The sequence below is a fragment of the Methylotuvimicrobium sp. KM2 genome, assembly GCF_038051925.1.
Classification (GTDB): domain Bacteria; phylum Pseudomonadota; class Gammaproteobacteria; order Methylococcales; family Methylomonadaceae; genus Methylotuvimicrobium.
This window is the reverse complement of the sequence record NZ_CP150634.1, coordinates 1,965,848-1,990,585: the sequence shown is the minus strand read 5'-3', so window position 1 is coordinate 1,990,585 and position 24,738 is coordinate 1,965,848. Positions and strand designations below refer to the sequence as shown.

The window sequence follows — 24,738 nt, the reverse complement described above, 5'->3', positions numbered from 1 at the left end:
AAACCTTAAAAAAGGCTATGTTCCCGTTAATAGTTGAATTCAAGGAAGTTAATTCGATAGCTTATTCCGCCTATGCAAATCATTTTTGCTTCACTAAAAGATTATTCAAAATTTTAGGATAAGCAATTGAAAGACATCTTGTGCCTCATGATTAAACTGCCGAATTTAAGAATTATGGGGCTCATTCTGCTGACCGCCATGCATCTACAGGCATCGGCGCAAGAACCAACGTTTAGCGGCCTTTTCCAAAACCGCTTCTTCACACTTTCCCAGGACTCCGAATTATTATGCACCACAAGCGAATCCGGCTATTTGACGATCGAGCGACTTAATGAAATCATTCACCATTACGAAAACGATAACCCAGGACTCCGGCAAGCGGCAGTCGCTTTCCTAACCCAACACACCCACCCCGATCACCTCGACGACCTAAAGCAAATCAAGAAAAATTGCCGTAATCAAAGCCAGTACGAGTTATGTATTCTGGAAGGTTATTGGGATGATAAAGAAAATGCGCTTCGCGTTTTAGCGCTGTTTTACGACACCAAAACCGCAATCAAGCATAGTAACCATTACCGCCTGCCGCGTTTTGAAGCCGATCATTTATATGCATTTGAAAAAGGCCTAAGAAAGATTCCGCCGTTCATGCGCGACCTCATCGTCAAAGCCAAGCCAATCAGGGATCTCGATAACGTATTCGTTAACGCTAACATCCCGGAAAAAACTCGGCGATTGATCCTCGACGCATTTCCGGACGACACCGAAAGCCAAGTTTGGGCGGACAACACCCACCCCCTAACTATCATTCCAGGCGTCGGTTTTATTAACCAAGTCGTCGCTCAGGTGTACAGCGGCACTAATCGCATTGTTTTCACGATCAAGAATTTCGATAAAGCCAAAGAGGGTCAGTTTTATAAGGATATCGGGCTGAAATATCTAGTAGATTTTAGAATTCCGTTGATCGTGCATGAACTGGCTCATGTGATCGACAACTTTCATTTTTGGGACGGACATGAATCGCTGTATTTTTTCTTTTGGTATCGCAAACTCTCGACCGATATCGTCTATATGCATATGATCAAGGATGCTGATTTAGCGTTATGGCCATCGCGCTGGTTCGACGCCTTTGAATTTCTATGGGAAGTCAATGACGGCCGTTATAACGGCAAAATCAATGAAAAACTTGCAGAACTGATTAGTCAGTATATTTTGATTCCGCAGCGATTGAAAAGCGAATCGCCGGAAGCCTATGCCTGGTTACAGAAAGAGATATTTAAAGGCATCGAATACAGCGGTTATGAATACTGTCAAAATCCGATCGTACGCGAATTAAATTGGTGGGAAGCGGCAGTAGCAAGACCCTTAGGACGTCGGTGGCGATAAGACTAGGATTGCCCCCACATAGCATCCGCCGCTCTCTGTGGGAGCGACGCCTTCGTCGCGACTATCGGAGCCATTAACGCTTGGTAACCATGGTTTTTATCGAAGCTCGTGTGTGTTACGCATGACATTACTTGTGTATAACGGCGAGCTCTGGAGGATGAGAACGATAGAGGCGTAAATAAATACGACTCAAAGATCGGGCTCCAATGGCTTAGCGTACTGCGGCATTAAGGGCGGCAACTTCGCAAAGGCATCACGCAACGTACTTTCCCAACTTTTTCTTAGATTAACCATATAAGGATTTTCAGCCTCGAAACAATAGTACTCATCCAGACGGAAGCTATCCTTACGATAAATCAACATCTCGACCGGCGGTCCGACGCTGGCATTACTGCGTATCGTCGAATCCATCGAGACCAAGCAGCAGCGCGCGGCTTCGTCCAATGGCGTATCGAGCTTCAAAAAACGATCCAACACCGGTTTACCGTATTTAATTTCGCCGATTTGCAGGAACGGAGTATGCGGAGAAGTTGTAATGCTATTGCCTTCGGCATAGACCATATAAGCCCCCGGCGGCTCATTACCGATTTGACCGGCAATAATAAACGTGGCGGACGGATTGAACGCCGATTGCCCTTCGGTATCGAGATGCTGTTTTTGTTTTTCGAGACTAACTTGACCGAGGTAATTGGCCGCATCCGACAAATAGTCCACAGAATTAATGTTAACCTTGGCATCCTTGAGCTTATCGCGCTTCAACTGCTCTAAAACGGCCTGCGTCGTTGCCAAATTACCCGCGCTCAACAAAACGATTTTGCGATCGGCATTCGTATCGAACGCATGCATTTTCCCATAAGTGCTGACATTATCGATCCCGGCATTGGTCCTTGAATCGGACACCAAAACGAGACCTTCATTGAGTGAAGCGGCGATACAGTAAGTCATAATCAAGATCTAAAAAAATAATCCCGTCAGTCTATCCTATAAATAAGGACGGGGTCCAGAAACGGATGCCGGAAGCCTGCTTTCAAGAATCGTCGGTCTGCTCGGCCAGCTTTGCCAACGCAGCTATCCGCCCGGATAAAGCTTCCGGAGTATCCGATCTGATTGTGGCATGCGCGACTTTACGGCCTTTTCTTGGCGTCTTATTATATAAATGCATGTGAACTTCGGACAGAGCCAACACCTCTTTCAGGCTCGGCACGCCGCCTATAAAGTTTTGCATTGCGGCAAAACCGCGTGTCTTGGTGTTGCCCAAGGGCTGATCGAGTATCGCTCTCAAATGATTTTCAAATTGGCTGGTTTCAGAGCCTTCGATCGTCCAATGACCCGAATTATGTACGCGCGGTGCAAATTCGTTAGCGACTAGATGCCCGTCGAGATCGAACAACTCTAGAGCCAGTACTCCAACATAATTCAAGGCTTCCAACAATCTTGCTATCATCGACTCTGCTTGGGATTGCAACGGATCGTTATCGCAGCTCTTGGCCAAACGAAGAATACCGCCTCGATGCTGATTTTCCGATAAGGGATAATAAACGATAGCTCCTGAAACATTGCGCGCGGCGATGATAGAAACCTCTCGGCGAAACGGCACGAAACCTTCGACAATGACCGGCGATCCTTCCAGTTCCCGCCAAGCTTCCTGTAAATCGGCCGCAGAACGCGAAATGGCTTGACCTTTCCCGTCATAGCCAAATCTTCGAGTCTTCAAAATCGCCGGCCACCCAATTTCCGGCATAACTTCTTGCAAGCGCTCGAAACTATCGACAGCATAATAAGGCGCGGTCGGAATACCCAGCTCTCGAAAAAAATCCTTTTCGGTCAAGCGGTCCTGGCCTACCGCCAAGGCCTTAGCCGACGGGTAAACAGGCGTTTTTTCCGCAATAAAATCGATAATATCGACCGGAACGTTTTCGAATTCGTAAGTCACTACATCGCAGCGTTCGGCCATTTGCGTCAATAGAGTACGATCCGTATAGTCACCTTGCAAATGCTCGCCTAATTCGCTCGCACAAGCCTCGTCCGCCGGATCCAAAAACATGAATTGCAAGCCCAAGGGTTTTCCCGCCAATGCCAGCATTCTTGCCAATTGCCCGCCGCCCAAGATACCAATTATCATTATTCAACACTCCTCGGATCGGCATTCGCCAATACAGAATCAGTCTGCTGTTGTCTAAATAGCTGTAAAACTTCCCGGTATTCCGGATATTTATTACCGACTATTGCCGCCGCCAGCAACGCCGCATTAATCGCTCCCGCCTTTCCGATGGCTAGTGTTCCGACCGGAATACCGGCCGGCATTTGCACAATCGACAATAAAGAATCCATGCCGTTGAGCGCTTTGGATTGGATCGGCACGCCCAATACCGGAACCGCCGTTTTTGCAGCGACCATACCCGGTAAATGCGCCGCGCCGCCGGCGCCGGCGATGATCACCTCCAATCCTCTGCTTTCCGCAGCATCGGCATAAGCAAATAATTTATCCGGCGTTCGATGCGCGGAGACGACTTCAACTTCATGAGCAATACCAAACTGCTCAAGCTTTTCGGTCGCAAACCGCATCGTCTCCCAATCGGAAGTCGACCCCATAATGATTCCAACTAAAACAGTCATTTATGATTTCCTCTAAGCGCCATTTCCGATACCGGATCAACAAAGGCCGGCAATTGTACCCGACATCGATAAAGTTTAAAATCTGTCATTGATTCCAGCTTCCCTACCTACACCATCCGGCACGTACGCCTGGACGATTTTTGGCTATTTTGGTGCAAGCACCGGTTTAGATGTATAATTACAGCCTAAATTCGCCCTTCCAATGATTTAGACACAAGCGAGTGCGAAACAAGAATACATAAAAAACAAAGGCTTACAAAATTATTCTACCGGCCCAATATTTGCTTAAAGTGATAGAACAATAACTCAATCGCCTTCTGCTAAATAACACTTTTACCTTATCGCTTATGCAATCGCAAAAAACTTTAAAACAACGCGACTTAGTCTTATCCGACAAAGTTACCGACGCCATTCCCAAGACACGATAACTTAACGGCAGTCACTTTTCGAGCGAAGTGATAAAGACTCTTTATCATCGTTGATGATAATTGGCGATTCATACGCGACCTCCAACAGCAGGAAGATAAAATGCATCCTATTCTTAATTCAGTTACCGAAGAGATTATCGAACGCAGCCGTGAAAGCCGCGCCATATATTTAGCTAGAATTGATTCGGCGGTCAAAAAAGGCCCTCATCGCTCGGTGCTTGGCTGCGGCAATCTCGCGCATGGCTTCGCCGCTTGTGCCGCTACGGAAAAAGCAGACCTAGCCGGCGACCAAAAAGCCAATATCGCAATCGTATCTGCATATAACGACATGCTATCGGCCCACGAGCCTTATAAAGATTTTCCCACTCTAATCAAAGATGCAGCGAAAGAAGCCGGCGGCGTCGCGCAATTTGCCGGAGGCGTTCCTGCAATGTGCGACGGCGTCACGCAAGGCCAACCCGGCATGGAGCTTTCATTGTTCAGCCGTGACGTCATAGCGATGTCGACCGCAATTAGCTTAAGCCACAACATGTTCGACGCCGCCCTATATTTGGGAGTTTGCGATAAAATCGTACCCGGCTTATTAATAGGCGCATTGAGCTTCGGTCATCTTCCCGCCGTATTCGTGCCGGCCGGCCCAATGACCAGCGGCATTACCAACAAAGAAAAAGCACGCACCCGCCAAAAATACGCCGAAGGCAAAATCGGGCGCAAGGAACTGCTTGAATCCGAATCGAAAGCCTACCACGGCCCCGGCACTTGCACTTTTTACGGTACCGCGAACAGCAACCAAATGATGGTTGAAATCATGGGCCTACACCTTCCCGGAAGTTCATTCATCAATCCTTACACGCCGCTACGTGACGAACTGACTAAAGCGGCTACTAAGCAGGCACTGAAATTCACGGCACTAGGCAACGATTTCCGCCCCATCGGTCATGTCATCGACGAAAAAGCCATTGTCAATGCCATCGTCGGCCTGCTCGCCACCGGCGGTTCTACGAACCATACGATGCATTTAGTCGCCATCGCACGCTCAGCGGGCATCGTGATCAATTGGGACGATTTCGATAATCTATCGAAAGTAGTGCCGTTAATTGCCAAAATCTATCCGAACGGCCCTGCCGATGTAAATCATTTCCAAGCCGCCGGCGGTATGGGTGTGTTGATCGGCGAGCTATTACGCAACGGCTTGCTGCACGAAGACATCATCACTGTCGCCGACGAACGGGGCATGCAACACTATACTCAGGAGCCCAAACTCATCGACGGCCAATTAACTTGGGAGCCTTCCCCGGCAACCTCGCTTGACCCCGAAGTATTGTCTACCGTGGAAAAACCTTTTGCCAAGAGCGGTGGCCTGCATGTCATGCACGGTAATTTGGGACGCGGCATTTCAAAAGTTTCCGCCGTTAAAGAAGAACATCAAATCGTCGAAGCACCGGCCATTGTCTTCGATGATCAAGATGACCTAATGGATGCCTTCAAACGCGGTGAACTGGAAAAAGATTTTATTGCGGTCATACGATTCCAAGGACCGAAATCCAACGGCATGCCGGAACTGCATAAACTGACTCCGCCGCTGGGTTTATTACAAGACAAAGGGTTCAAAGTAGCTCTGGTGACAGACGGACGCATGTCCGGCGCCTCAGGCAAAGTTCCCTCGGCGATTCATATGTGTCCGGAATGCGCAGACGGCGGCCCACTAGCAAAAGTTCGTAATGGTGATATGATTCGTTTAAATGCACAAACCGGCGAAATCAATGTATTGGTCGACAATGCCGAATTCAATGCGCGCCGCCCGGCGGCAAACCACGCCAAAGACCACCATCACGGCATGGGCCGTGAATTGTTTGCTGGTTTCCGCTTGAATGCCTCTTCGGCAGAAACCGGGGCAACCAACGTGTTCCTCAACGACTAACCGCCTTGTCAATCGATTGACAACACATAACTAATCTATCGGAAACTCAATTTAAATGACACAGAACAATTGGAAACTTCACCCCTCTGCAGTGCTGAATGCGGGGCCCGTCATGCCCGTCATGGTCATCAAAAACCTCGAGGACGCAGTACCTCTAGCGCAAGCATTGACCGAAGGCGGCATCAAAGTCCTTGAAATCACGTTACGCACACCGATTGCGCTCGATACCATTAAGCTTATCAGCGAACAAGTCAAGGATGCCATCGTTGGCGTAGGCACAGTCACTACTCCGGAGCAATTGCAAGCCGCCGAAAATGCCGGTGCCGTATTTGCAATTAGTCCCGGACTGACGCCGACATTACTGAATGCCGCGGCAAATAGTAACATCGCATTAATCCCTGGAATCTCAACGATCTCAGAACTCATGTTAGGCATGGAATACGGCTTGGATCACTTTAAGTTTTTTCCTGCGGCTGCAGCCGGCGGCGTCAATATGTTAAAAGGTATTGCCGGCCCCATTCCTTCAGTAACATTCTGCCCAACCGGAGGAATATCGGCGAGTAACTATAATGAGTATCTAAGCTTACCGAATGTTGCCTGTGTTGGCGGGTCCTGGTTAGCACCGGATGATGCCGTCGCAGCCAAAAACTGGCCCAGAATTACCGAATTAGCTAAAACTGCAATCGAGAATGCCGTAAAAAAATAATGCACTTCAAGGCCTATTTATTTTTAAACATGCTGCCTGGCGGACTACGATAACTGATTGCACGTAATTATTCACACCCCCTATCGTTCCCACGCAGAGCGTGGTAACGCTAATTGCCGGGGGACTGAATAGTTACGATTGCATAACCACGAAATAGTTTATGGAAACTTTCTTTATAATCGGTGTTTTGAATTCCCGACATTAAAAAGAAATACGTAGCGTCTTACGTTTGTGCCGTTGCATTATTATTGTTGACAATAGTACGCCCGCGCGTTAATGGTTATAAATTTAACAGGCCGTGATATCACGAATACTTAACAGAAAGGTAATACCATGACAAACCACAACCAAGTAACGATACGAAATGAGGACGACCGGATTTCATGTGAACTACCTGTTCTACAAGGTACTATCGGTCCCGATGTCATCGATATCCGAACACTCTACCGTGATACGGGCGTATTCACATACGACCCGGGCTTCACATCCACCGCTAGTTGTAGTTCTAGAATCACTTTCATCGACGGCGACAAGGGGGTTCTCCTTTATCGAGGCTACCCTATCGAACAACTCGCCGAAAAATGCGATTTCATGGAGGTCTGCTACTTATTGCTGCATGATGAATTGCCGAATGGCCGGCAAATGCAAGAGTTTGTCAATGACATCACCTATCACACAATGGTACATGATCAACTGAACGACTTTTATAAGGGATTCCGTCGCGACGCCCATCCGATGGCGACCATTGTGGCCGTTGTGGGCGCGCTATCCGCGTTTTATCACCATGAACTGGACATTCGGTGTCCGATAGACCGAAACTTGTCCGCCATCCGCCTCATCGCCAAAATGCCGACGATCGTTGCGATGAGCCACAAATATAGTAGCGGCATGCCGTTCATGTACCCGCAAAACAAATTGGGTTATGTCGAAAACTTCATGTATATGATGCATGCGACACCTTGCGAAGACTATGTACAAAACCCTATTTTAGTCAGAGCAATGGACAGAATTTTGATTCTGCATGCCGATCACGAACAAAATGCATCAACCTCCACGGTCAGACTAGCCGGCTCATCCGGCGCCAATCCTTATGCGTGCATCACCTCCGGCATTGCTTGCCTGTGGGGGGCCGCTCACGGCGGTGCTAACGAGGCGGTACTCAGAATGCTGCTCGAAATCGGCGATGTTTCGAGAATCGGCGAATTCATCGACAAAGCGAAGGATAAAAACGATCCCTTTAGATTGATGGGCTTCGGGCATCGGGTTTATAAAAATTACGACCCGCGCGCCAAACTGATGCGCGAAACCTGCCATGAAGTGCTTAACGAACTCGGACTCCATGACGATCCGCTATTCAAGTTGGCACTGGAATTGGAACGCATCGCTTTGGAAGACGAATACTTCATCGAGAAAAAACTCTATCCGAATGTCGATTTTTATTCCGGCATCGTCATGAGAGCTCTGGGCATTCCAACAGTGATGTTCACGGCCATTTTCGCGATGGCCCGCTCAATCGGCTGGATTGCTCACTGGGATGAAATGATTTCCGACGATGAGCAAAAAATCGGGCGTCCGCGCCAGCTATACAAAGGTCACACACAGCGCGATGTCGTTTCAATCAGCGCGCGCTAATGTAGGATGGGTAGAGCGGAGCGAAACCCATCATGGAAGTAGCTATTCAGACTCCTGCATTTAAAGCAAGTTAGAACTTTGCCCCCTTTTATGCTGTTACCCAAGCTCCAGCTTGGGTAACCTGTTCAGGAAGCTCTAGCTTCCCGACAATCAAGGAAGATTGAACGAGCGGGTCAGAAGTTGATTGAGAATGTGCAGAGGTTGTGTCGGTCTCAGGAAGCTGGAGCTTCCGGGGTGTCTTTCCCAAGCTGGAGCTTGGGAAAGAGCGTGATGTGGGTCGGCCGTTTTTAACTTGATGCAAATGGGTTGCATGCCCCGCCCTGCCAAATTGTAATAAATCGCGGGACTGGTTAATGGCTGCGTTACCACAACTCTACCTGCGCTCAAACAATGCGACGGGCTTCCGTTTCGCTGCCGCATCCTCCGCCGCTAAGACTCAACAAACCGGAGCGCTGGTGTCATAACACCCGAAGCTGAGATTGGCAGGCGGGATTTTGTTTAAGCCCTGAGAAACAGACCGATAATGCAGTGAAAAATACCGACACTTCCGTTCTTTTTAACTTATGCGACAACCACGTTGACATTTACCACCTAAGAAGATGCGCATAACGCACCTCCCTTATGCTTTGAGCTCAACGAAACCATCTGAAATCTGCGTATACCCCAGGATAAGCTAAAGTTTAGATGCACAACGGCGCCGAAATTTTGTTAGCAATCAGTATAATGAATACCAAAAACATCACCGGTCGATCCCTAACAACTTAGACAAACATGCGAATAACAAGACAAGCGACCCTTGGCCGTTATAAAATTCGCGTTCTAAACGTTACTAACGACAAATGATCACCAAACTAACAGCGATTTTCAGATAGGAAAACCTACCTGATAAGTGGAGTTATAAATGAAAAACAATAAAAGTCCTGCGGTTGTCGAACAGGAAGATGTCGATCCTATCGAAACTCAGGAATGGATCGATGCACTGAAAGCAGTGATGGAAATCGAGGGCGAAACCCGCGTTCAGTATCTGATTGAGAAACTGGTCGCCGTCGCCAGACAATCGGGCTCTAATATACCGTTTAGCGCGACCACCGACTACATCAACACGATACCCGTCGATCAACAAATTCAATTTCCCGGCAACACCACTATCGAACAAAGAATACGGTCCTATGTCCGTTGGAACGCCATGATGATGGTGCTTCGCGCCAACAGAAACACCAATGTCGGCGGTCATATCGCCAGTTTCGCATCGGCGGCCACGCTCTACGATGTCGGCCAAAATCATTTCTGGCGAGCGCCATCCGAGCAACATGACGGAGACCTATTGTTCGTGCAAGGTCATTCGGCGCCCGGCGATTATGCCCGAGCTTTTTTACTCGACCGACTGACCGAAGAACAGATGGACAATTTCCGCCAGGAAGTCGACGGTAACGGACTTTCATCTTATCCGCACCCATGGCTGATGCCTGAGTTTTGGCAATTCCCGACCGTGTCGATGGGCCTAGGCCCCATTATGGCAATCTACCAAGCCCGATTCATGCGCTATTTGCAAGATCGAAGCCTAGCCGACACCTCCAATCGTAAAGTCTGGTGCTTCCTTGGCGACGGCGAGACCGACGAACCGGAGTCTCTCGGCGAAATCGGCATGGCAGGCCGCGAAAAACTGGACAATCTTATTTTTGTGGTCAATTGCAACCTACAACGACTGGATGGACCAGTTCGCGGCAACGGCAAAATCATTCAAGAATTGGAAGGCACCTTCCGAGGCGCCGGCTGGAATGTCATTAAACTGGTTTGGGGCCGCCATTGGGATAAGCTGTTGGCTAGAGACCATCAAGGCCTACTCGTCAAACGCATGATGGAATGCGTAGACGGCGACTATCAAACGTTCAAAGCCAAAGACGGTGCTTATGTCCGCGAGCACTTCTTCAACACGCCGGAATTGAAAGCGATGGTTGCTGATTTGTCCGATTTGGACATTTGGTTACTCAATAGAGGCGGCCATGATCCTGCAAAAATCTATGCAGCCTTCCATGCCGCAGTCAACCACCAAGGGCAACCGACCGTGGTTCTGGCAAAAACGATCAAAGGCTATTCGATGGGCGAGTCGGGCGAAGGCCAGAATATCTCGCACCAACAAAAGAAAATGAGCATCAACTCCCTGACTCGTTTTAGAGATCGTTACGAACTGCCGGTAACCAACGAACAAATTCAGGAGCTGCCTTACCTGAAGTTTCCTGAAGACTCGAAAGAACTGGCCTATATGAAAGAGCGCCGCGCCGAATTGGGCGGCTACCTGCCGAACAGAAGAACGAAATCCTACGCTTTGAATGTTCCCGTTCTATCGGACTTCAAATCCCTATTGGAAGCTACCGGCGAAGGACGCGAAATTTCGACAACAATGGCTTTCGTCAAAATGCTGAATATTTTGGTCAAGGACAAAAACATCGGTAAACGCATCGTACCGATCGTGCCGGACGAGTCGCGTACTTTTGGAATGGAAGGCATGTTTCGCCAATTAGGCATTTGGTCGCAAGTCGGACAACTCTATACCCCGCAGGATGCGGACCAATTAATGTTTTACAAAGAAGACAAAAACGGCCAAGTCTTGCAGGAAGGCATCAACGAAGCGGGCGGCATGTGCGATTGGATCGCGGCCGGAACATCCTATTCGACCCATAACGTGCCGATGATTCCGTTTTTCATCTTCTACTCGATGTTCGGCTTCCAACGCGTCGCCGATTTGATTTGGGCGGCTGCCGACCAACGCACACGCGGCTTCTTGCTTGGCGGAACGGCCGGAAGAACGACGCTCAACGGCGAGGGCCTACAGCACGAAGACGGACACAGCCATATTTTTGCCGGAACCGTCCCGAACTGCATTTCCTACGACCCGACCTTTTCGTATGAAATCGCGGTGATCATTCAAGACGGTTTGCGTCGGATGTACGTCGATCAAGAAGACATTTTCTATTACATCACCGTAATGAACGAGAATTACGAACATCCGGCAATGCCGAAAGGTATCGAGGAATCGATCCTTAAAGGTATGTACTCGTTCAAGAAAGGCGACGGCCGCGCCAAAACGCGCGTGCAATTGCTGGGTTCCGGCACGATTTTCCGCGAAGCCATCGCCGCAGCCGAACTTTTGCAAAACGACTGGAACGTAACAGCCGATCTCTGGAGCTGCACGAGCTTTACCGAATTGGCACGCGACGGACAAACTTGCGAACGATGGAACCGGCTACATCCGACCGAAGCCCCTAAAAAGCCTCATGTCACCGAATGCCTTGAAAATGCCAAAGGGCCTATCATCGCCGCAACCGACTACGTTCGCCTGTATGCCGAACAAATTCGCCCTTACCTATCGGCGCCTTATACTGTCTTGGGTACCGACGGTTTCGGCCGTTCGGATACTCGCGAATCCTTGCGCCGCTTCTTCGAAGTCAACCGTTATCATATCGCTGTCGCGGCACTGAAAAGCCTTGCGGATATCGGCGAATTCGAACTCGCAAAAGTCGAAACGGCCATTGCCAAATACGGCATTAACCCGGAAACTGTTGCCCCGTGGCGGCTTTAATTAAAGGAATTGGCACATGAGTGAATTGATTGAGATTAAAGTACCCGATCTCGGCGGCTCTAGCGAAGTCGACGTGGTCGAAATCCTTGTTCAACCCGGCGACACGATAGAAATCGAACAGCCCTTGGTCGTCTTGGAAAGTGACAAAGCCACGATGGATATGCCATCGACGATTGCCGGCACGGTTCGGGAACTCAAAATTAAAGTCGGTGACAAAGTATCCCAAGGGATAACCATCGCGACCGTCGAAGCTAGCGAACCCTCCGAACCTGAACAGAAGCCTCCGGTTTCAGAACCGAAACCGGCAACCGAAGCCACAAACAAGCAAGACAAGCCAATCGAGGAAAAACCGGCTGCAAGTGCCGCTTCGGCACCAGCCGCCTCCCCTGCTCCGACGCCGGCCGCTTCGATCGATTCCGAACCGAGCGGCCAACACCTTCCGCATGCAACGCCTGCTATTCGATTATTCGCCCGTGAATTGGGCGTCGACCTGAGTCTTATTAGGCAAGGCAGCGGCCGAAAGGGACGAATTCTAAAAGAAGACGTCAAAGCCTATGTCAAGCAAACCCTCAGCGAAGGCGTCAAATCTTCCGGAGCAGGCATCCCGGCGATCCCTGCCGTGGATTTCTCGCAGTTCGGCGAAACCGAAGTCTTGCCATTGAGTAAAATCAAACGCCTGACCGGGCAAAACATGAGCCGGGTTTGGCTGAATCTGCCAATGGTGACCCATCATGACGAAGCGGATATCACAGAATTGGAAGCCTTTCGCAAACAGATCAATGCCGAAAACAGTCCAAACGGTAAGGTCACCGGCTTGATCTTCATCATCAAGGCATTGGCAAACGCGCTGAAGCAGTTTCCGAATTTTAATGCTTCGTTGTCGCCGGACGGCGCAAGCCTGATCCTAAAAAAATACTGCCACATCGGCATCGCCGTCGACACGCCTAACGGTCTTGTCGTACCTGTACTGCGCGACGTCGACCGAAAAAGCATTTATGAATTATCGGCGGAACTGGCAACATTGAGCGAAAAAGCCCGCGCCGGCAAACTGGTGCCGAACGAAATGCAAGGCGGCTCAATGACGATCTCCAGTCTCGGCGGCATTGGCGGCACCGCATTCACACCGATCGTTAACGCACCGGAAGTCGCGATACTCGGTGTCACGCGAGCCAAAATGCAACCGGTTTGGGACGGTAAGGAATTCCAACCGCGTTTGATGTTGCCGCTAGACATGACCTATGACCATCGAGTCATCGATGGTGCCGAAGCGGCGCGTTTTATGGTCAAATTAACAGATTTTTTGACCGATATCAGACGGTTGATACTTTAAAAAAGCGCCTAGACTCAAACGTCGAGCACCGTTCGCCGGATACACACCGAGTAACGAAAAGATGCTCGGCGTCAAAACGCATACTTGATAAGGAATACTCATGACTGCAAATGCTGCTGCAAACGAATCCAAACTCCATGCCGAAGTCCTAGTCCTCGGCGGTGGCCCAGGCGGTTATACAGCCGCATTCCGTGCGGCCGACCTGGGCAAACAAGTCGTCATCGTCGAACGCTACCCGGTATTGGGCGGGGTATGTCTAAATGTCGGCTGCATTCCTTCCAAAGCGCTGCTGCACATGGCCCAAATCGTTCATGAAGCGCAGGAGTTCGCAAGCCATGGCGTCGATTTCGGCGCACCGAAATTTGACCTGGATAAAATCAGAAGCTGGAAAGAAAGCGTTACCGGGGGCCTGAACAAAGGGTTGGACGGCCTGGTAAAACAACGCAAAATCACGCGTATACAGGGAAACGGCTCGTTCGTATCGAAAAATGAATTGCAAGTCGATAATGATAACGGCACCCAATTGATTAGCTTCGATCAAGCCATTATCGCAGCCGGATCCGAACCGACAAAAATCCCGGTTTTCCCGAACGACGACCCGCGTCTGTGGGATTCGACCGGAGCGCTCCAATTACGCGAAATTCCGGAAAAACTGTTGATTGTCGGCGGCGGCATCATCGGCCTTGAAATGGCAACGGTCTATCATGCCCTGGGTTCCAAAATCAGCGTGGTCGAATTAATGGATCAGATTATTCCCGGTTGCGACAAAGACCTGGTTCGACCATTACACAACCGCATCAAAAAGCAATATGAGGCCATCTGGACGGAAACCCGCGTGACTGCGATCGAAGCCCTCGAAGAAGGCCTCATGGTCTCGTTCGAAGGCGATAAAGCCCCCGAGTCCGCCGTTTTCGATGCCGTGCTGGTTGCCGTGGGTCGTCGTCCCAATGGCAACAAAATCGGCGCGGAAAATGCCGGCATTCAAGTCACCGAACAAGGCTTTATCGAAGTCGACAAACAACAGCGTACGAACATTCCGCACATCTTCGCGATCGGCGACATCGTCGGCAATCCGATGCTGGCGCATAAAGCCGCTTATGAAGGTAAAATTGCCGCCGAAGTCATCGCCGGTCACAAAGCCGCATTCGATGCACTGACGATTCCATCGGTTGCCTATACCGACCCTGAAATCGCCTGGATGGGACTGACCGAAAACCAAGCGAAGGAACAAGGCATCGAGATCGAAAAAGGCGTATTCCCATGGGCGGCGAGCGGACGCTCGTTGAGCATGGGCCGCAGCGAAGGCATGACCAAAGTCATTTGCGACAAGGAAACCGGCCGCATCCTCGGTGCCGGCATCGTCGGCCCGCATGCCGGCGACTTGATTGCCGAAGCCGTATTGGCGTTGGAAATGGGTGCCGACGCCGAAGACGTCGCATTGACGATTCACCCGCACCCGACTTTATCGGAAACCTTTGCTTTCGCATCCGAAGTCGTCGCCGGCACGATCACAGACCTGTATCTCGGCAAAAAACGTTGATTCCTCAAAAGAAGGTAAGACAAAAAAGCATAGTAGGATATGTACCGCATAAGCGCCAACTAAAGGAAAGAACGCGTCATTCCGCCAGGGATTGGCGGAATCCAGTGCCACGGATGGCAATGCCTAGTAACTGTCCATCATTTACTTACCGAAGTTTAACGTAACTCGCCCGATAAAAACGGGAGGCAGGTTTTAAACAGTTACTTAGCCAATGAGTCCTCGACATCAATTATTGTCGTTTGACGCTCTCGGCCTCGAAATCGCGACGAAGGCGTCGCTCCCACAAAGCGTCGGGTGCTCTGTGGGAGCGATCCCCAGATCGTCCCTCACCTAGCGTTAGGTGAGGGAGAGCAAGGTGCGCTACGAACCATTAGTTAAATCATAACATCTATGAAAATAAGCTTTTTAGCTTCACACGGCGGCAGTTCCGCACGGAAAATCATCGAAACGATCGAACACGGGGGATTGACCGGGTTTGAAATCGGCATATTAATCACGAACAACAAAGATTCGGCAATTTATGATTGGTGCTTGACTCACGGCATCGAAGTTTTCCATATCAGCAGTAAAACCCACTCCGACAACGAAGACCAAGCCATCAAAAAAGCCTTACAATCCGCCGACACCGAATTGATCGTATTATCCGGCTACATGAAAAAAATCGGGCCGCAAACATTATCGGCCTATTCAGGCAAAATACTTAACATTCACCCGTCTCTCCTGCCGAAATTCGGCGGCCGTGGCATGTATGGCGATTTTGTGCATGCCGCCGTTCTCGAGGCGGGTGAAACCGTATCAGGCGCCACAGTACATTTCGTCACCGACGCCTATGACGAAGGGCCTTTGCTCTTACAAGAGGAAGTTCCTGTGCTATCCGGCGACACGGTCGAATCGCTCGGTCAAAGAGTCCGCGCGATCGAGGGTGATTTATATATAAATGCTCTCAAAAGACTCCCAACGACTGCCGATACTTAACGCAAACGCCGCCATGGTAATTGTTCAGCCCTGTATTTATACCTTTCGCACTTCAAATTTCGGCAGTGCCTGAGGAGGCGCCAGGGTGTGCGGCAAAGGCTTTGCCAGCATGGAGCTGGCATAGAGCCTACAGGGATGTATTTACCCAGCACCTAAATTCCATAGCCCTTTAGCTATGTTTAATATTATAGCTAATTTAGGTGCTGGGTTTACGGCGTCCTTTGACGGACACCCTGGTGCCGAATTTTGATCTGCGATGGGTATAAAACAAGTCATATGGCCCCCGCAAAGCGGAGGGCTTGACGGTTGTTAGCAGCTCCAAGGGCTGCCGTTGTTAAACGTTTGTGGTTTTATTAAAACTCACCCATTATCATCAGATTCATTGCCTTCGATATCGCACTTTTCCCTGTGATTTATCCGACCACTTCCACTACCAACCTCCGGCGATCCTAAACAGCGTAGCGCAATCCGGGAAGTTCGGAGCCACGCCAGTCCCGTATTCCGCTACGCTGCATACGGGCTACATGTACGCCTGCTTTGCCTTACTGTACGCTATTCGGCGTAATGCTAAACCCAGAGCTCTTTCATTATCCTAGAAAAAGCATTTCACCATGAAGATCATGAAGAATAAGAAGTTAACTCAATAACTTGTCATTCGTTTATGAACAACTTTCGCTCACCCGAAAGGTTAGCTGCAATGTTTAGGTAATCTATTGAAATACTTCATGTGCTTCATGGTTGAACTGCCGAATTTAGGATTATCCGAAAAAGAACAGTTGGAGTGTATTGTAGACCGTTCGTGCTGAGCTAAGTCGAAGCATGAAGGTTCTACAACACTTTCACAGGTTTGGTGAAAAAAGGATCTGAATTCTTACAATCGGGTAAATCGAGTGACTTTCATTAACCGAAAAGTCGGTGTACTATCGCCGATATATCGAAAAGGAGACGCTTATGTACGTATTTCCTGAAATGGGCCGCATCATCATTGTCGCGCTAATGATTGTCATTCCCGTGATGTTGATTTACCGAAAAGCCGGCTTTCATCCTGCCTGGGCATTACTGGTTTTTTTACCGGGATTCGGCTTGCTGCTGATTTTTTTACAATTAGCCTTATTGCCATGGCCTAATCAAAAAACAAACGATAGGAGCTCATGATGGAAGTTTTTCTAATCACGCTAATGGTGCTCTTGGTTATGTGGCTAGGCACGAAAATCATGGACAAAGCCGGACTACACAAAGCTTGGGTTTTATGCTTATTGATCCCGATCGTTAACATCTTCATGATATGGGTTTTTGCTTTCTGTCATTGGCCTAACTTAAAAGAAGATGTTAAACAAGACCTATAAACCTAAAAAAGCAGACTTCATGTGTTGTAGACCGTTCGTGCCGAACCAAGTCGAAGCAAAAACGGTCCAAATCATTATCTCAAACTACCCCTAGCACCCACGCGCATCAAGCTAAAAACAGCCAACCCGCATCATACTCTTTGCCAAGTTCCAGCTTGGGTAACCGCATAAAAGATCAGACAGCATGTGTTTTAGACCTAAAACAAAAAATTACTGCAAGCGATAAGTCGATTCGACCGCCGCTTCTCGTAAACCGATTTCCTCCTCAAAATCCGGCATATCCGGCAAACGTTCAAAAATCGGCACAGGATCGCCATCGAGAACGGTAAGCGCTTTTTTCAAAACCGCTTCATTCAACTCAGGAATCACCCCGTTATTCGCTTTGGCAATGAGCTGCATTGCTATATCGAGACGCTGTTCGAAAGTCGTTTCAACACCCTCTAAATCCGGATGCGCCTCGATATAGAGTTGATTATCGAGCCAGCCCGTTTTAATCTGTTGCTGCACGATTCGCACGGGCGTACCGACTGAAACCGAATGATATAACTGTTCGATATCTTCGGGATACATGCGAACACAACCATGAGTAATTTGCATACCGATACCGTAAATCTTATCGATATCGGTACCGTGAATCCGATATTCCCCTTTTAAAGCCAAATGCAAGGCATAAGCGCCCAAAGGATTATGCGGCCCCGGAGGCACCACGGCCGGCAGCGGATCGCCCATCGCCGCATGTTCCCGGCGAATCGACTCCGGAGGATACCAAGACGGGTCTTTAACTTTTTTGACGACTTTGGTTAAACCCAACGGCGTCTGCCAATCCTGACGCCCGACGCCATGCGCAAACGACATTACCGTACGCGGCATACCGGCTTGAGCCGGCGGATAATAATACATGCGATATTCGGCAATATTCAGCACAATACCTTCATGCGGTGTATCGGGAAGCACACGACGATTAGGCAAACGCACAACCTCATCTTGCTTGACCGACCAACGATCCACATCCTGATTCAGACGCACAATTTCGACTTGACCCAATGAAAAACGTCGAGCTATATCTAATAAAGTCTCATCCTGGTTAGCGCGAGTAAAAGGAAAATCGTCGGCATGCTCGGTAACCAAATTATCGTTAGGATCATCCGGCCAAGAATAAGTTACAGCATGGGCGCTACCCAAGAAACCCACCACCAACAAAGCGAATAATACGCGCGTATTCATCAAATTCACTATCTCAACAGCAAAAGTAGTATATCTACAAAATTGCCGAATTAAGCACCCGGCGAAATAACTCAATCATTACACCGAACGCATTAAATGAACCTGTTTTAAAACGCAAACAGCCTATCTAACTCGAAACGATAACGGCGCAAAGAGGATCGGCGCGTATTCTACCAAAGGATTCAAAAAAATCATTTTATTTCAACTAGATTCGCGAACCAATATTGTCTATCCTGCCCGTCTAAATTGCCGGGGTCATTTACAGAAATGATTTTGGCATTAAAACCCTAATTTCCAAATTCTAAATTGGGTGTATCCCTATAATGGACCCCAAAAACTGAACAACTAATTAAGGTGGTAACCTGCATGTATAAACCCGAGAAAGTGTAGAGGAAAAAATCATGCATAGAAAGAAACACAGTGCCCAATTTAAAGCCAAAGTGGCGCTAGAAGCCTTAAAAGGCGATAAGACCATCAATGAGATTGCCGGCGCGCACCAGGTCCACACCGAAACAGGTGTCGAACTGGAAAAAAGAAGCGCAAGCCGGGCTGGTCGAGTGCTTTACCGTTAAACGAGGCCGAAAGAACCGGCAACATGAAGCCGACCAGGAAGCGCTGTATAGCCAAATCGGGCAGTTGAAAGTCGAGTTGAACTGGCTTAAAAAAAGTCCGGGCTGTCCCTGTAAGCGAACGGCGCCAGTGGCTGGAACCGGTCCCGGGACCCTCATTGAGTTGTCAGTGCGCGTTAACCGGCGTGTCGCGTAGTCGCTATTACTACCGGCTATCGTTCCCACGCTCCGGAGCTCGCCGTTATACACAAGTACCGGTAAAGGTGCTGAACAGAGTTTATCGAATACCTGGGAACGCTACTGTTTGAAAAATCAATGGATATTGAAAGTCAATGGCTTTCTCTCGCCTAGCATTAGGTGAGGGACGACGAAGGCGTCGCTCCCACAAAGGGTCGGATGCTCTGTGGGAGCGATCCCCAGATCGCGATTTCGAAGCCTAGTGTGTTAAGCGACAATCAATGGTATCGAGGCCTCATTGGTTAAGATTGCAAAAGCGTAATTCAAGACTTATGTATAACGATGAGCACAGAGCATGGGACCGAGAATGGCCGTGGGGCTGAAAGCTTACAAAGTATATCTACAAAATTGCCGAATTAAGCACCCAGCGAAATAACTCAATCATTACACCGAACGCATTAAATGAACCTGTTTTAAAACGCAAACAGCCTATCTAACTCGAAACGATAACGGCGCAAAGACGATCGGCGCGTATTCTACCAAAGGATTCAAAAAAATCATTTTATTTCAACTAGATTCGCACTATTTTCTTCCATTTTTTTATGTGGAATCGACTACTTTCGACAACTCTTTGATTAACTATATTTTTCCGGTTGTTTGGCCGGGAGATACTTTATTGCGTGGTGTTAAGGCGTTTTACGCGGATGTTTCAATCCGCTCCCGGCTGTTTGGCCGGGAGATACATAGCTTGCGCTGGCAAACGGTGAGTCGAAGCGGTTTCAATCCGCTCCCGGCTGTTTGGCCGGGAGATACACCAGTGGCGTAATCGATTCCTCGCAACTGAGCGAGTTTCAATCCGCTCCCGGCTGTTTGGCCGGGAGATACTTAAGCGTTCATTCGACTGTTAGTGGGAATTTCGGGTTTCAATCCGCTCCCGGCTGTTTGGCCGGGAGATACGTCCAACGGCGCCGAGCTGCGCTTTCTGTCGACTGTTTCAATCCGCTCCCGGCTGTTTGGCCGGGAGATACACGCCTGGAAAAACATCGACGGACTAATACAACTGTTTCAATCCGCTCCCGGCTGTTTGGCCGGGAGATACCCCGCCGCAGAAATATTCGCAGCACCATACTGGAGTTTCAATCCGCTCCCGGCTGTTTGGCCGGGAGATACCGATTCAGTATGCTGACCAGTTGCTGTCGATTTATGTTTCAATCCGCTCCCGGCTGTTTGGCCGGGAGATACATCGGCCAAATTCCAACAATGGTCCAGCGCCGTAAAGTTTCAATCCGCTCCCGGCTGTTTGGCCGGGAAATACCCAAGGCGACCTGTACGCGGCGGCTAAACTTTGTGGTTTCAATCCGCTCCCGGCTTTTTGGCCGGGAGATACTCTCCGGTTCAAGTCGGAACTCATATTTGGACTATGTTTCAATCCGCTCCCGGCTGTTTGGCCGGGAGATACTGAAACGGGCACGGGAAGGGCAGCAGCCGAATTTGTTTCAATCCGCTCCCGGCTGTTTGGCCGGGAGATACGATGCTCTGGGGCGTTTACGTCAAGACGTTGAACTGTTTCAATCCGCTCCCGGCTGTTTGGCCGGGAGATACATGCTAGGGTTTGAAAACCCGCTGGCGGCGTTGAGTTTCAATCCGCTCCCGGCTGTTTGGCCGGGAGATACATCTCTATTCCTTGATCTCGGCCAAGTTCGTCTATGTTTCAATCCGCTCCCGGCTGTTTGGCCGGGAGATACAAAAAATCGTCCGCACTCAGGATGCAGCAACGTGGTTTCAATCCGCTCCCGGCTGTTTGGCCGGGAGATACATACTCTGTAATTGAATCGTACTGCTGAAGATCAACGTTTCAATCCGCTCCCGGCTGTTTGGCCGGGAGATACCCGGCGATCCAGGCATTAAAGTATGCCGCTTCAACGTTTCAATCCGCTCCCGGCTGTTTGGCCGGGAGATACCACCGGAAACGGTGTTATCCGTATAACGCCTAAGCTGTTTCAATCCGCTCCCGGCTGTTTGGCCGGGAGATACTGTAATCATGGCATTGTGGACACCTGAGTATATTGTTTCAATCCGCTCCCGGCTGTTTGGCCGGGAGATACTGAAATCGGCATCAGCTGCGGTGTAGCCGTTATCGTTTCAATCCGCTCCCGGCTGTTTGGCCGGGAGATACGCTTACTGCTTTGTTGAGATCGTCCATGGAGCTGACGTTTCAATCCGCTCCCGGCTGTTTGGCCGGGAGATACTCTATAAGGCAACCCCTTGTATTTCTTGCCTTGACGGTTTCAATCCGCTCCCGGCTGTTTGGCCGGGAGATACCGGTCGATAGGGTTAATCATTTGTAAATATTCTTCGTTTCAATCCGCTCCCGGCTGTTTGGCCGGGAGATACCGCTGAAAACGGTTTCGACGACATCGACATCGGTGTTTCAATCCGCTCCCGGCTGTTTGGCCGGGAGATACTGTAGTGCTTGCTCAGCCCCGCCGGCGTTCTGAGTGTTTCAATCCGCTCCCGGCTGTTTGGCCGGGAGATACTTTACGGATTTTTGCACATGAGCAGAACAAAAGGTTTCAATCCGCTCCCGGCTGTTTGGCCGGGAGATACCGGCCAGGCCGCCGCGCGTGCGCTGCGCAATCTGGGTTTCAATCCGCTCCCGGCTGTTTGGCCGGGAGATACAACCTTCGACGACCGCAACGGCACGATCTACACCGTTTCAATCCGCTCCCGGCTGTTTGGCCGGGAGATACGATACCGTACGCGCCTTGTATTCGAGCAGATACTCGTTTCAATCCGCTCCCGGCTGTTTGGCCGGGAGATACGGTCAAGACTGGCTTTTTTCCGTCTCGGAATTGAGTTTCAATCCGCTCCCGGCTGTTTGGCCGGGAGATACGCTCGGGTTCCGGATCCGGTTTGATCGGTTCCGGGTTTCAATCCGCTCCCGGCTGTTTGGCCGGGAGATACGCGCGTATAGCTATACGAATAAAACACGCATCAGAGTTTCAATCCGCTCCCGGCTGTTTGGCCGGGAGATACATCCATTGCGCCCCTGCCTTCGTTGTAATTTCTGACGTTTCAATCCGCTCCCGGCTGTTTGGCCGGGAGATACCGCCGACGAGGTGCTTGATTAACTCGTAATGCGGGTTTCAATCCGCTCCCGGCTGTTTGGCCGGGAGATACTTTCTATGAAATAAGACATATCAACTCCTTTAATCGTTTCAATCCGCTCCCGGCTGTTTGGCCGGGAGATACACGATTTGAGCGGTTTGTCATTGACGTGTGTCACGTTTCAATCCGCTCCCGGCTGTTTGGCCGGGAGATACCGTCAAAGAGCTGGGTTAATGAGTCAAATACAAATGTTTCAATCCGCTCCCGGCTGTTTGGCCGGGAGATACGCACGACAACAACAAAGGAAAGGCCGTCGGAATTTGTTTCAATCCGCTCCCGGCTGTTTGGCCGGGAGATACCAAATGCCAAGGTGAAAGATAACTATAAATCATAGGTTTCAATCCGCTCCCGGCTGTTTGGCCGGGAGATACTCTGAATTGGAATTACCAAGAGTACCGGCGAAATGTTTCAATCCGCTCCCGGCTGTTTGGCCGGGAGATACTTGATGAGTACATCACAAATTTCAATCGACTGGTGTTTCAATCCGCTCCCGGCTGTTTGGCCGGGAGATACCACCGGCTGGAAGTCCGACATTGGGCGACTATGGACGTTTCAATCCGCTCCCGGCTGTTTGGCCGGGAGATACTGACGCGCTCAAAACTAGGCCCATCATTGTTAAAGTTTCAATCCGCTCCCGGCTGTTTGGCCGGGAGATACTCGATAATATCCAGGAAGAAATGTTGTACCTGATTGTTTCAATCCGCTCCCGGCTGTTTGGCCGGGAGATACTTCGTTCAATAGTGTAGACACACCCGCCTTCTGTGTTTCAATCCGCTCCCGGCTGTTTGGCCGGGAGATACGCATATTTTCCAGTCGGTCGACAACGGATTTCAAGTTTCAATCCGCTCCCGGCTGTTTGGCCGGGAGATACCCCTGATCGTCGAGATTTCAAGCTTGAGTCGCTTGTTTCAATCCGCTCCCGGCTGTTTGGCCGGGAGATACACTCGATCAATCGAGTTAAGACCGCGAATGTTCGAGTTTCAATCCGCTCCCGGCTGTTTGGCCGGGAGATACGATATAAATCGCCCTCTTGGGTTGAAGTTTCAACGTTTCAATCCGCTCCCGGCTGTTTGGCCGGGAGATACAGGAACGGGATCAATTGACGGATTTTTTTATTGCTGTTTCAATCCGCTCCCGGCTGTTTGGCCGGGAGATACTCAGGAACTTGTAATTACGAGCCGGCTTGACGGACGTTTCAATCCGCTCCCGGCTGTTTGGCCGGGAGATACGGTTCACGATACTCCTTGCGGCGCAACCACCAAAAGTTTCAATCCGCTCCCGGCTGTTTGGCCGGGAGATACATGGATACGACGTCTGGTACAGCGGGAGAATACGGGTTTCAATCCGCTCCCGGCTGTTTGGCCGGGAGATACCGTCGGTACTGGTTATGACAACATGCTCATTAAGGTTTCAATCCGCTCCCGGCTGTTTGGCCGGGAGATACTTGTCGGCATTCGCACGTCCTGGGGCGATATCAAAGTTTCAATCCGCTCCCGGCTGTTTGGCCGGGAGATACTTCGCCGATGCGAAAATACGTTCCGGACGGATGAGTTTCAATCCGCTCCCGGCTGTTTGGCCGGGAGATACCGTCGAATTTCTTCTTTTTTGGCCTTCTTGACCGTGTTTCAATCCGCTCCCGGCTGTTTGGCCGGGAGATACGTAGTGTTTTAGTTTTGCCCGCAACACATTCAGGGTTTCAATCCGCTCCCGGCTGTTTGGCCGGGAGATACATTGCAAGGCGATAAGAACAAACCGCTCGAAGTCAAGTTTCAATCCGCTCCCGGCTGTTTGGCCGGGAGATACGTTATCTCATTATCACGAACCACACGACCGGAAATGTTTCAATCCGCTCCCGGCTGTTTGGCCGGGAGATACGATGCTTGGTGCAACCGAACTTCCATCCTTTGAGGTTTCAATCCGCTCCCGGCTGTTTGGCCGGGAGATACTCACGCCTGTTCGACTGCAACAATGGCACCAATGTGTTTCAATCCGCTCCCGGCTGTTTGGCCGGGAGATACCGTGGAGTTCTTCCGGCTTCGGTGCCAAGTTTGCTGTTTCAATCCGCTCCCGGCTGTTTGGCCGGGAGATACCATCGTATTCAAGTCTGCGTGATTGCCCGATTATGTTTCAATCCGCTCCCGGC

15 protein-coding genes and 1 CRISPR repeat array (1 of these 16 running past the window's edge) are annotated in these 24,738 nt (G+C 49.9%); of the genes, 11 read left to right on the top strand and 4 right to left on the bottom strand.

What is annotated here, in order from left to right; all coding sequences use genetic code 11:
* Window positions 1-126: 126 nt before the first annotated feature.
* Window positions 127-1,383, top strand: coding sequence for a hypothetical protein (locus WJM45_RS08420; protein WP_341328506.1), 1,257 nt, complete (start codon window positions 127-129; stop codon window positions 1,381-1,383).
* 189 nt (window positions 1,384-1,572) lie between these two features.
* On the opposite strand, the gene WJM45_RS08415 is transcribed toward WJM45_RS08420, so the two are convergent.
* The 3 genes from WJM45_RS08415 to purE all read right to left on the bottom strand — a co-directional run bounded on the left by WJM45_RS08415 (window position 1,573) and on the right by purE (window position 3,999).
* Window positions 1,573-2,328, bottom strand: coding sequence for a peptidase (locus WJM45_RS08415; protein ID WP_341328505.1), 756 nt, complete (start codon window positions 2,326-2,328; stop codon window positions 1,573-1,575).
* An 82-nt stretch (window positions 2,329-2,410) separates the two neighbouring features.
* Window positions 2,411-3,505, bottom strand: a complete 1,095-nt coding sequence (locus WJM45_RS08410) for a 5-(carboxyamino)imidazole ribonucleotide synthase (RefSeq protein ID WP_341328504.1) — start codon at window positions 3,503-3,505, stop codon at window positions 2,411-2,413.
* A complete protein-coding gene (gene purE / locus WJM45_RS08405) occupies window positions 3,505-3,999 on the bottom strand; it encodes a 5-(carboxyamino)imidazole ribonucleotide mutase (protein ID WP_341328503.1) in 495 nt (164 codons plus the stop codon). Before purE ends, WJM45_RS08410 begins: the two co-directional genes overlap by 1 nt.
* A gap of 528 nt (window positions 4,000-4,527) precedes the next feature.
* Between purE and edd the strand changes: the two genes are divergently transcribed.
* From edd to WJM45_RS08360, 9 genes are all read left to right on the top strand, one after another.
* Window positions 4,528-6,348, top strand: a complete 1,821-nt coding sequence (gene edd, locus WJM45_RS08400; protein ID WP_341328502.1) for a phosphogluconate dehydratase — start codon at window positions 4,528-4,530, stop codon at window positions 6,346-6,348.
* Window positions 6,349-6,403: 55 nt separating this feature from the next.
* Window positions 6,404-7,054, top strand: coding sequence for a bifunctional 4-hydroxy-2-oxoglutarate aldolase/2-dehydro-3-deoxy-phosphogluconate aldolase (locus tag WJM45_RS08395; protein ID WP_341328501.1), 651 nt, complete (start codon window positions 6,404-6,406; stop codon window positions 7,052-7,054).
* Between the two features lie 333 nt (window positions 7,055-7,387).
* On the top strand, window positions 7,388-8,686 hold the full coding sequence (gene gltA / locus WJM45_RS08390; protein ID WP_341328500.1) for a citrate synthase: 1,299 nt from the start codon (window positions 7,388-7,390) through the stop codon (window positions 8,684-8,686).
* A gap of 901 nt (window positions 8,687-9,587) precedes the next feature.
* Entirely contained in the window at window positions 9,588-12,266 is a 2,679-nt protein-coding gene (aceE, locus tag WJM45_RS08385; RefSeq protein ID WP_341328499.1) for a pyruvate dehydrogenase (acetyl-transferring), homodimeric type, read from the top strand.
* A 16-nt stretch (window positions 12,267-12,282) separates the two neighbouring features.
* On the top strand, window positions 12,283-13,596 hold the full coding sequence (aceF, locus tag WJM45_RS08380) for a dihydrolipoyllysine-residue acetyltransferase (protein WP_341328498.1): 1,314 nt from the start codon (window positions 12,283-12,285) through the stop codon (window positions 13,594-13,596).
* A gap of 100 nt (window positions 13,597-13,696) precedes the next feature.
* A complete protein-coding gene (gene lpdA, locus WJM45_RS08375) occupies window positions 13,697-15,136 on the top strand; it encodes a dihydrolipoyl dehydrogenase (RefSeq protein WP_341328497.1) in 1,440 nt (479 codons plus the stop codon).
* A gap of 390 nt (window positions 15,137-15,526) precedes the next feature.
* Window positions 15,527-16,111: a phosphoribosylglycinamide formyltransferase gene (locus WJM45_RS08370; RefSeq protein WP_341328496.1), complete on the top strand. Its 585-nt coding sequence runs from the start codon at window positions 15,527-15,529 to the stop codon at window positions 16,109-16,111.
* 951 nt (window positions 16,112-17,062) lie between these two features.
* Window positions 17,063-17,266, top strand: a complete 204-nt coding sequence (locus WJM45_RS08365; RefSeq protein WP_017840345.1) for a hypothetical protein — start codon at window positions 17,063-17,065, stop codon at window positions 17,264-17,266.
* Complete coding sequence (locus tag WJM45_RS08360) at window positions 17,263-17,457, top strand: hypothetical protein (protein WP_341328495.1); 195 nt, start codon at window positions 17,263-17,265, stop codon at window positions 17,455-17,457. The genes WJM45_RS08365 and WJM45_RS08360 overlap by 4 nt, the downstream gene beginning before the upstream one ends.
* Window positions 17,458-17,667: 210 nt before the next feature.
* On the opposite strand, the gene WJM45_RS08355 is transcribed toward WJM45_RS08360, so the two are convergent.
* Window positions 17,668-18,681 carry a L,D-transpeptidase family protein gene (locus WJM45_RS08355; RefSeq protein ID WP_341328494.1) on the bottom strand — a complete coding sequence of 338 codons (1,014 nt, stop codon included), beginning with the start codon at window positions 18,679-18,681 and terminating at the stop codon, window positions 17,668-17,670.
* A 401-nt stretch (window positions 18,682-19,082) separates the two neighbouring features.
* Here WJM45_RS08355 and WJM45_RS08350 point away from each other — a divergent pair, with 401 nt between their 5' ends.
* On the top strand, window positions 19,083-19,253 hold the full coding sequence (locus WJM45_RS08350) for a hypothetical protein (RefSeq protein ID WP_341328493.1): 171 nt from the start codon (window positions 19,083-19,085) through the stop codon (window positions 19,251-19,253).
* Between the two features lie 809 nt (window positions 19,254-20,062).
* Window positions 20,063-24,738: direct repeats of the CRISPR family, unit length 37 nt; unit sequence GTTTCAATCCGCTCCCGGCTGTTTGGCCGGGAGATAC (it continues 8,977 nt past the right edge of the window).

What these genes read in the sequence shown, in the direction of transcription:
- WJM45_RS08415 (WP_341328505.1), bottom strand. Translation starts at nt 2,328, where the DNA reads ATGACTTACTGTATCGCCGCTTCACTCAATGAAGGTCTCGTTTTGGTG.
- WJM45_RS08410 (WP_341328504.1), bottom strand. Translation starts at nt 3,505, where the DNA reads ATGATAATTGGTATCTTGGGCGGCGGGCAATTGGCAAGAATGCTGGCA.
- purE (WP_341328503.1), bottom strand. Translation starts at nt 3,999, where the DNA reads ATGACTGTTTTAGTTGGAATCATTATGGGGTCGACTTCCGATTGGGAG.
- edd (WP_341328502.1), top strand. Translation starts at nt 4,528, where the DNA reads ATGCATCCTATTCTTAATTCAGTTACCGAAGAGATTATCGAACGCAGC.
- WJM45_RS08395 (WP_341328501.1), top strand. Translation starts at nt 6,404, where the DNA reads ATGACACAGAACAATTGGAAACTTCACCCCTCTGCAGTGCTGAATGCG.
- gltA (WP_341328500.1), top strand. Translation starts at nt 7,388, where the DNA reads ATGACAAACCACAACCAAGTAACGATACGAAATGAGGACGACCGGATT.
- aceE (WP_341328499.1), top strand. Translation starts at nt 9,588, where the DNA reads ATGAAAAACAATAAAAGTCCTGCGGTTGTCGAACAGGAAGATGTCGAT.
- aceF (WP_341328498.1), top strand. Translation starts at nt 12,283, where the DNA reads ATGAGTGAATTGATTGAGATTAAAGTACCCGATCTCGGCGGCTCTAGC.
- lpdA (WP_341328497.1), top strand. Translation starts at nt 13,697, where the DNA reads ATGACTGCAAATGCTGCTGCAAACGAATCCAAACTCCATGCCGAAGTC.
- WJM45_RS08370 (WP_341328496.1), top strand. Translation starts at nt 15,527, where the DNA reads ATGAAAATAAGCTTTTTAGCTTCACACGGCGGCAGTTCCGCACGGAAA.
- WJM45_RS08365 (WP_017840345.1), top strand. Translation starts at nt 17,063, where the DNA reads ATGTACGTATTTCCTGAAATGGGCCGCATCATCATTGTCGCGCTAATG.
- WJM45_RS08360 (WP_341328495.1), top strand. Translation starts at nt 17,263, where the DNA reads ATGATGGAAGTTTTTCTAATCACGCTAATGGTGCTCTTGGTTATGTGG.
- WJM45_RS08355 (WP_341328494.1), bottom strand. Translation starts at nt 18,681, where the DNA reads ATGAATACGCGCGTATTATTCGCTTTGTTGGTGGTGGGTTTCTTGGGT.
- WJM45_RS08350 (WP_341328493.1), top strand. Translation starts at nt 19,083, where the DNA reads ATGCATAGAAAGAAACACAGTGCCCAATTTAAAGCCAAAGTGGCGCTA.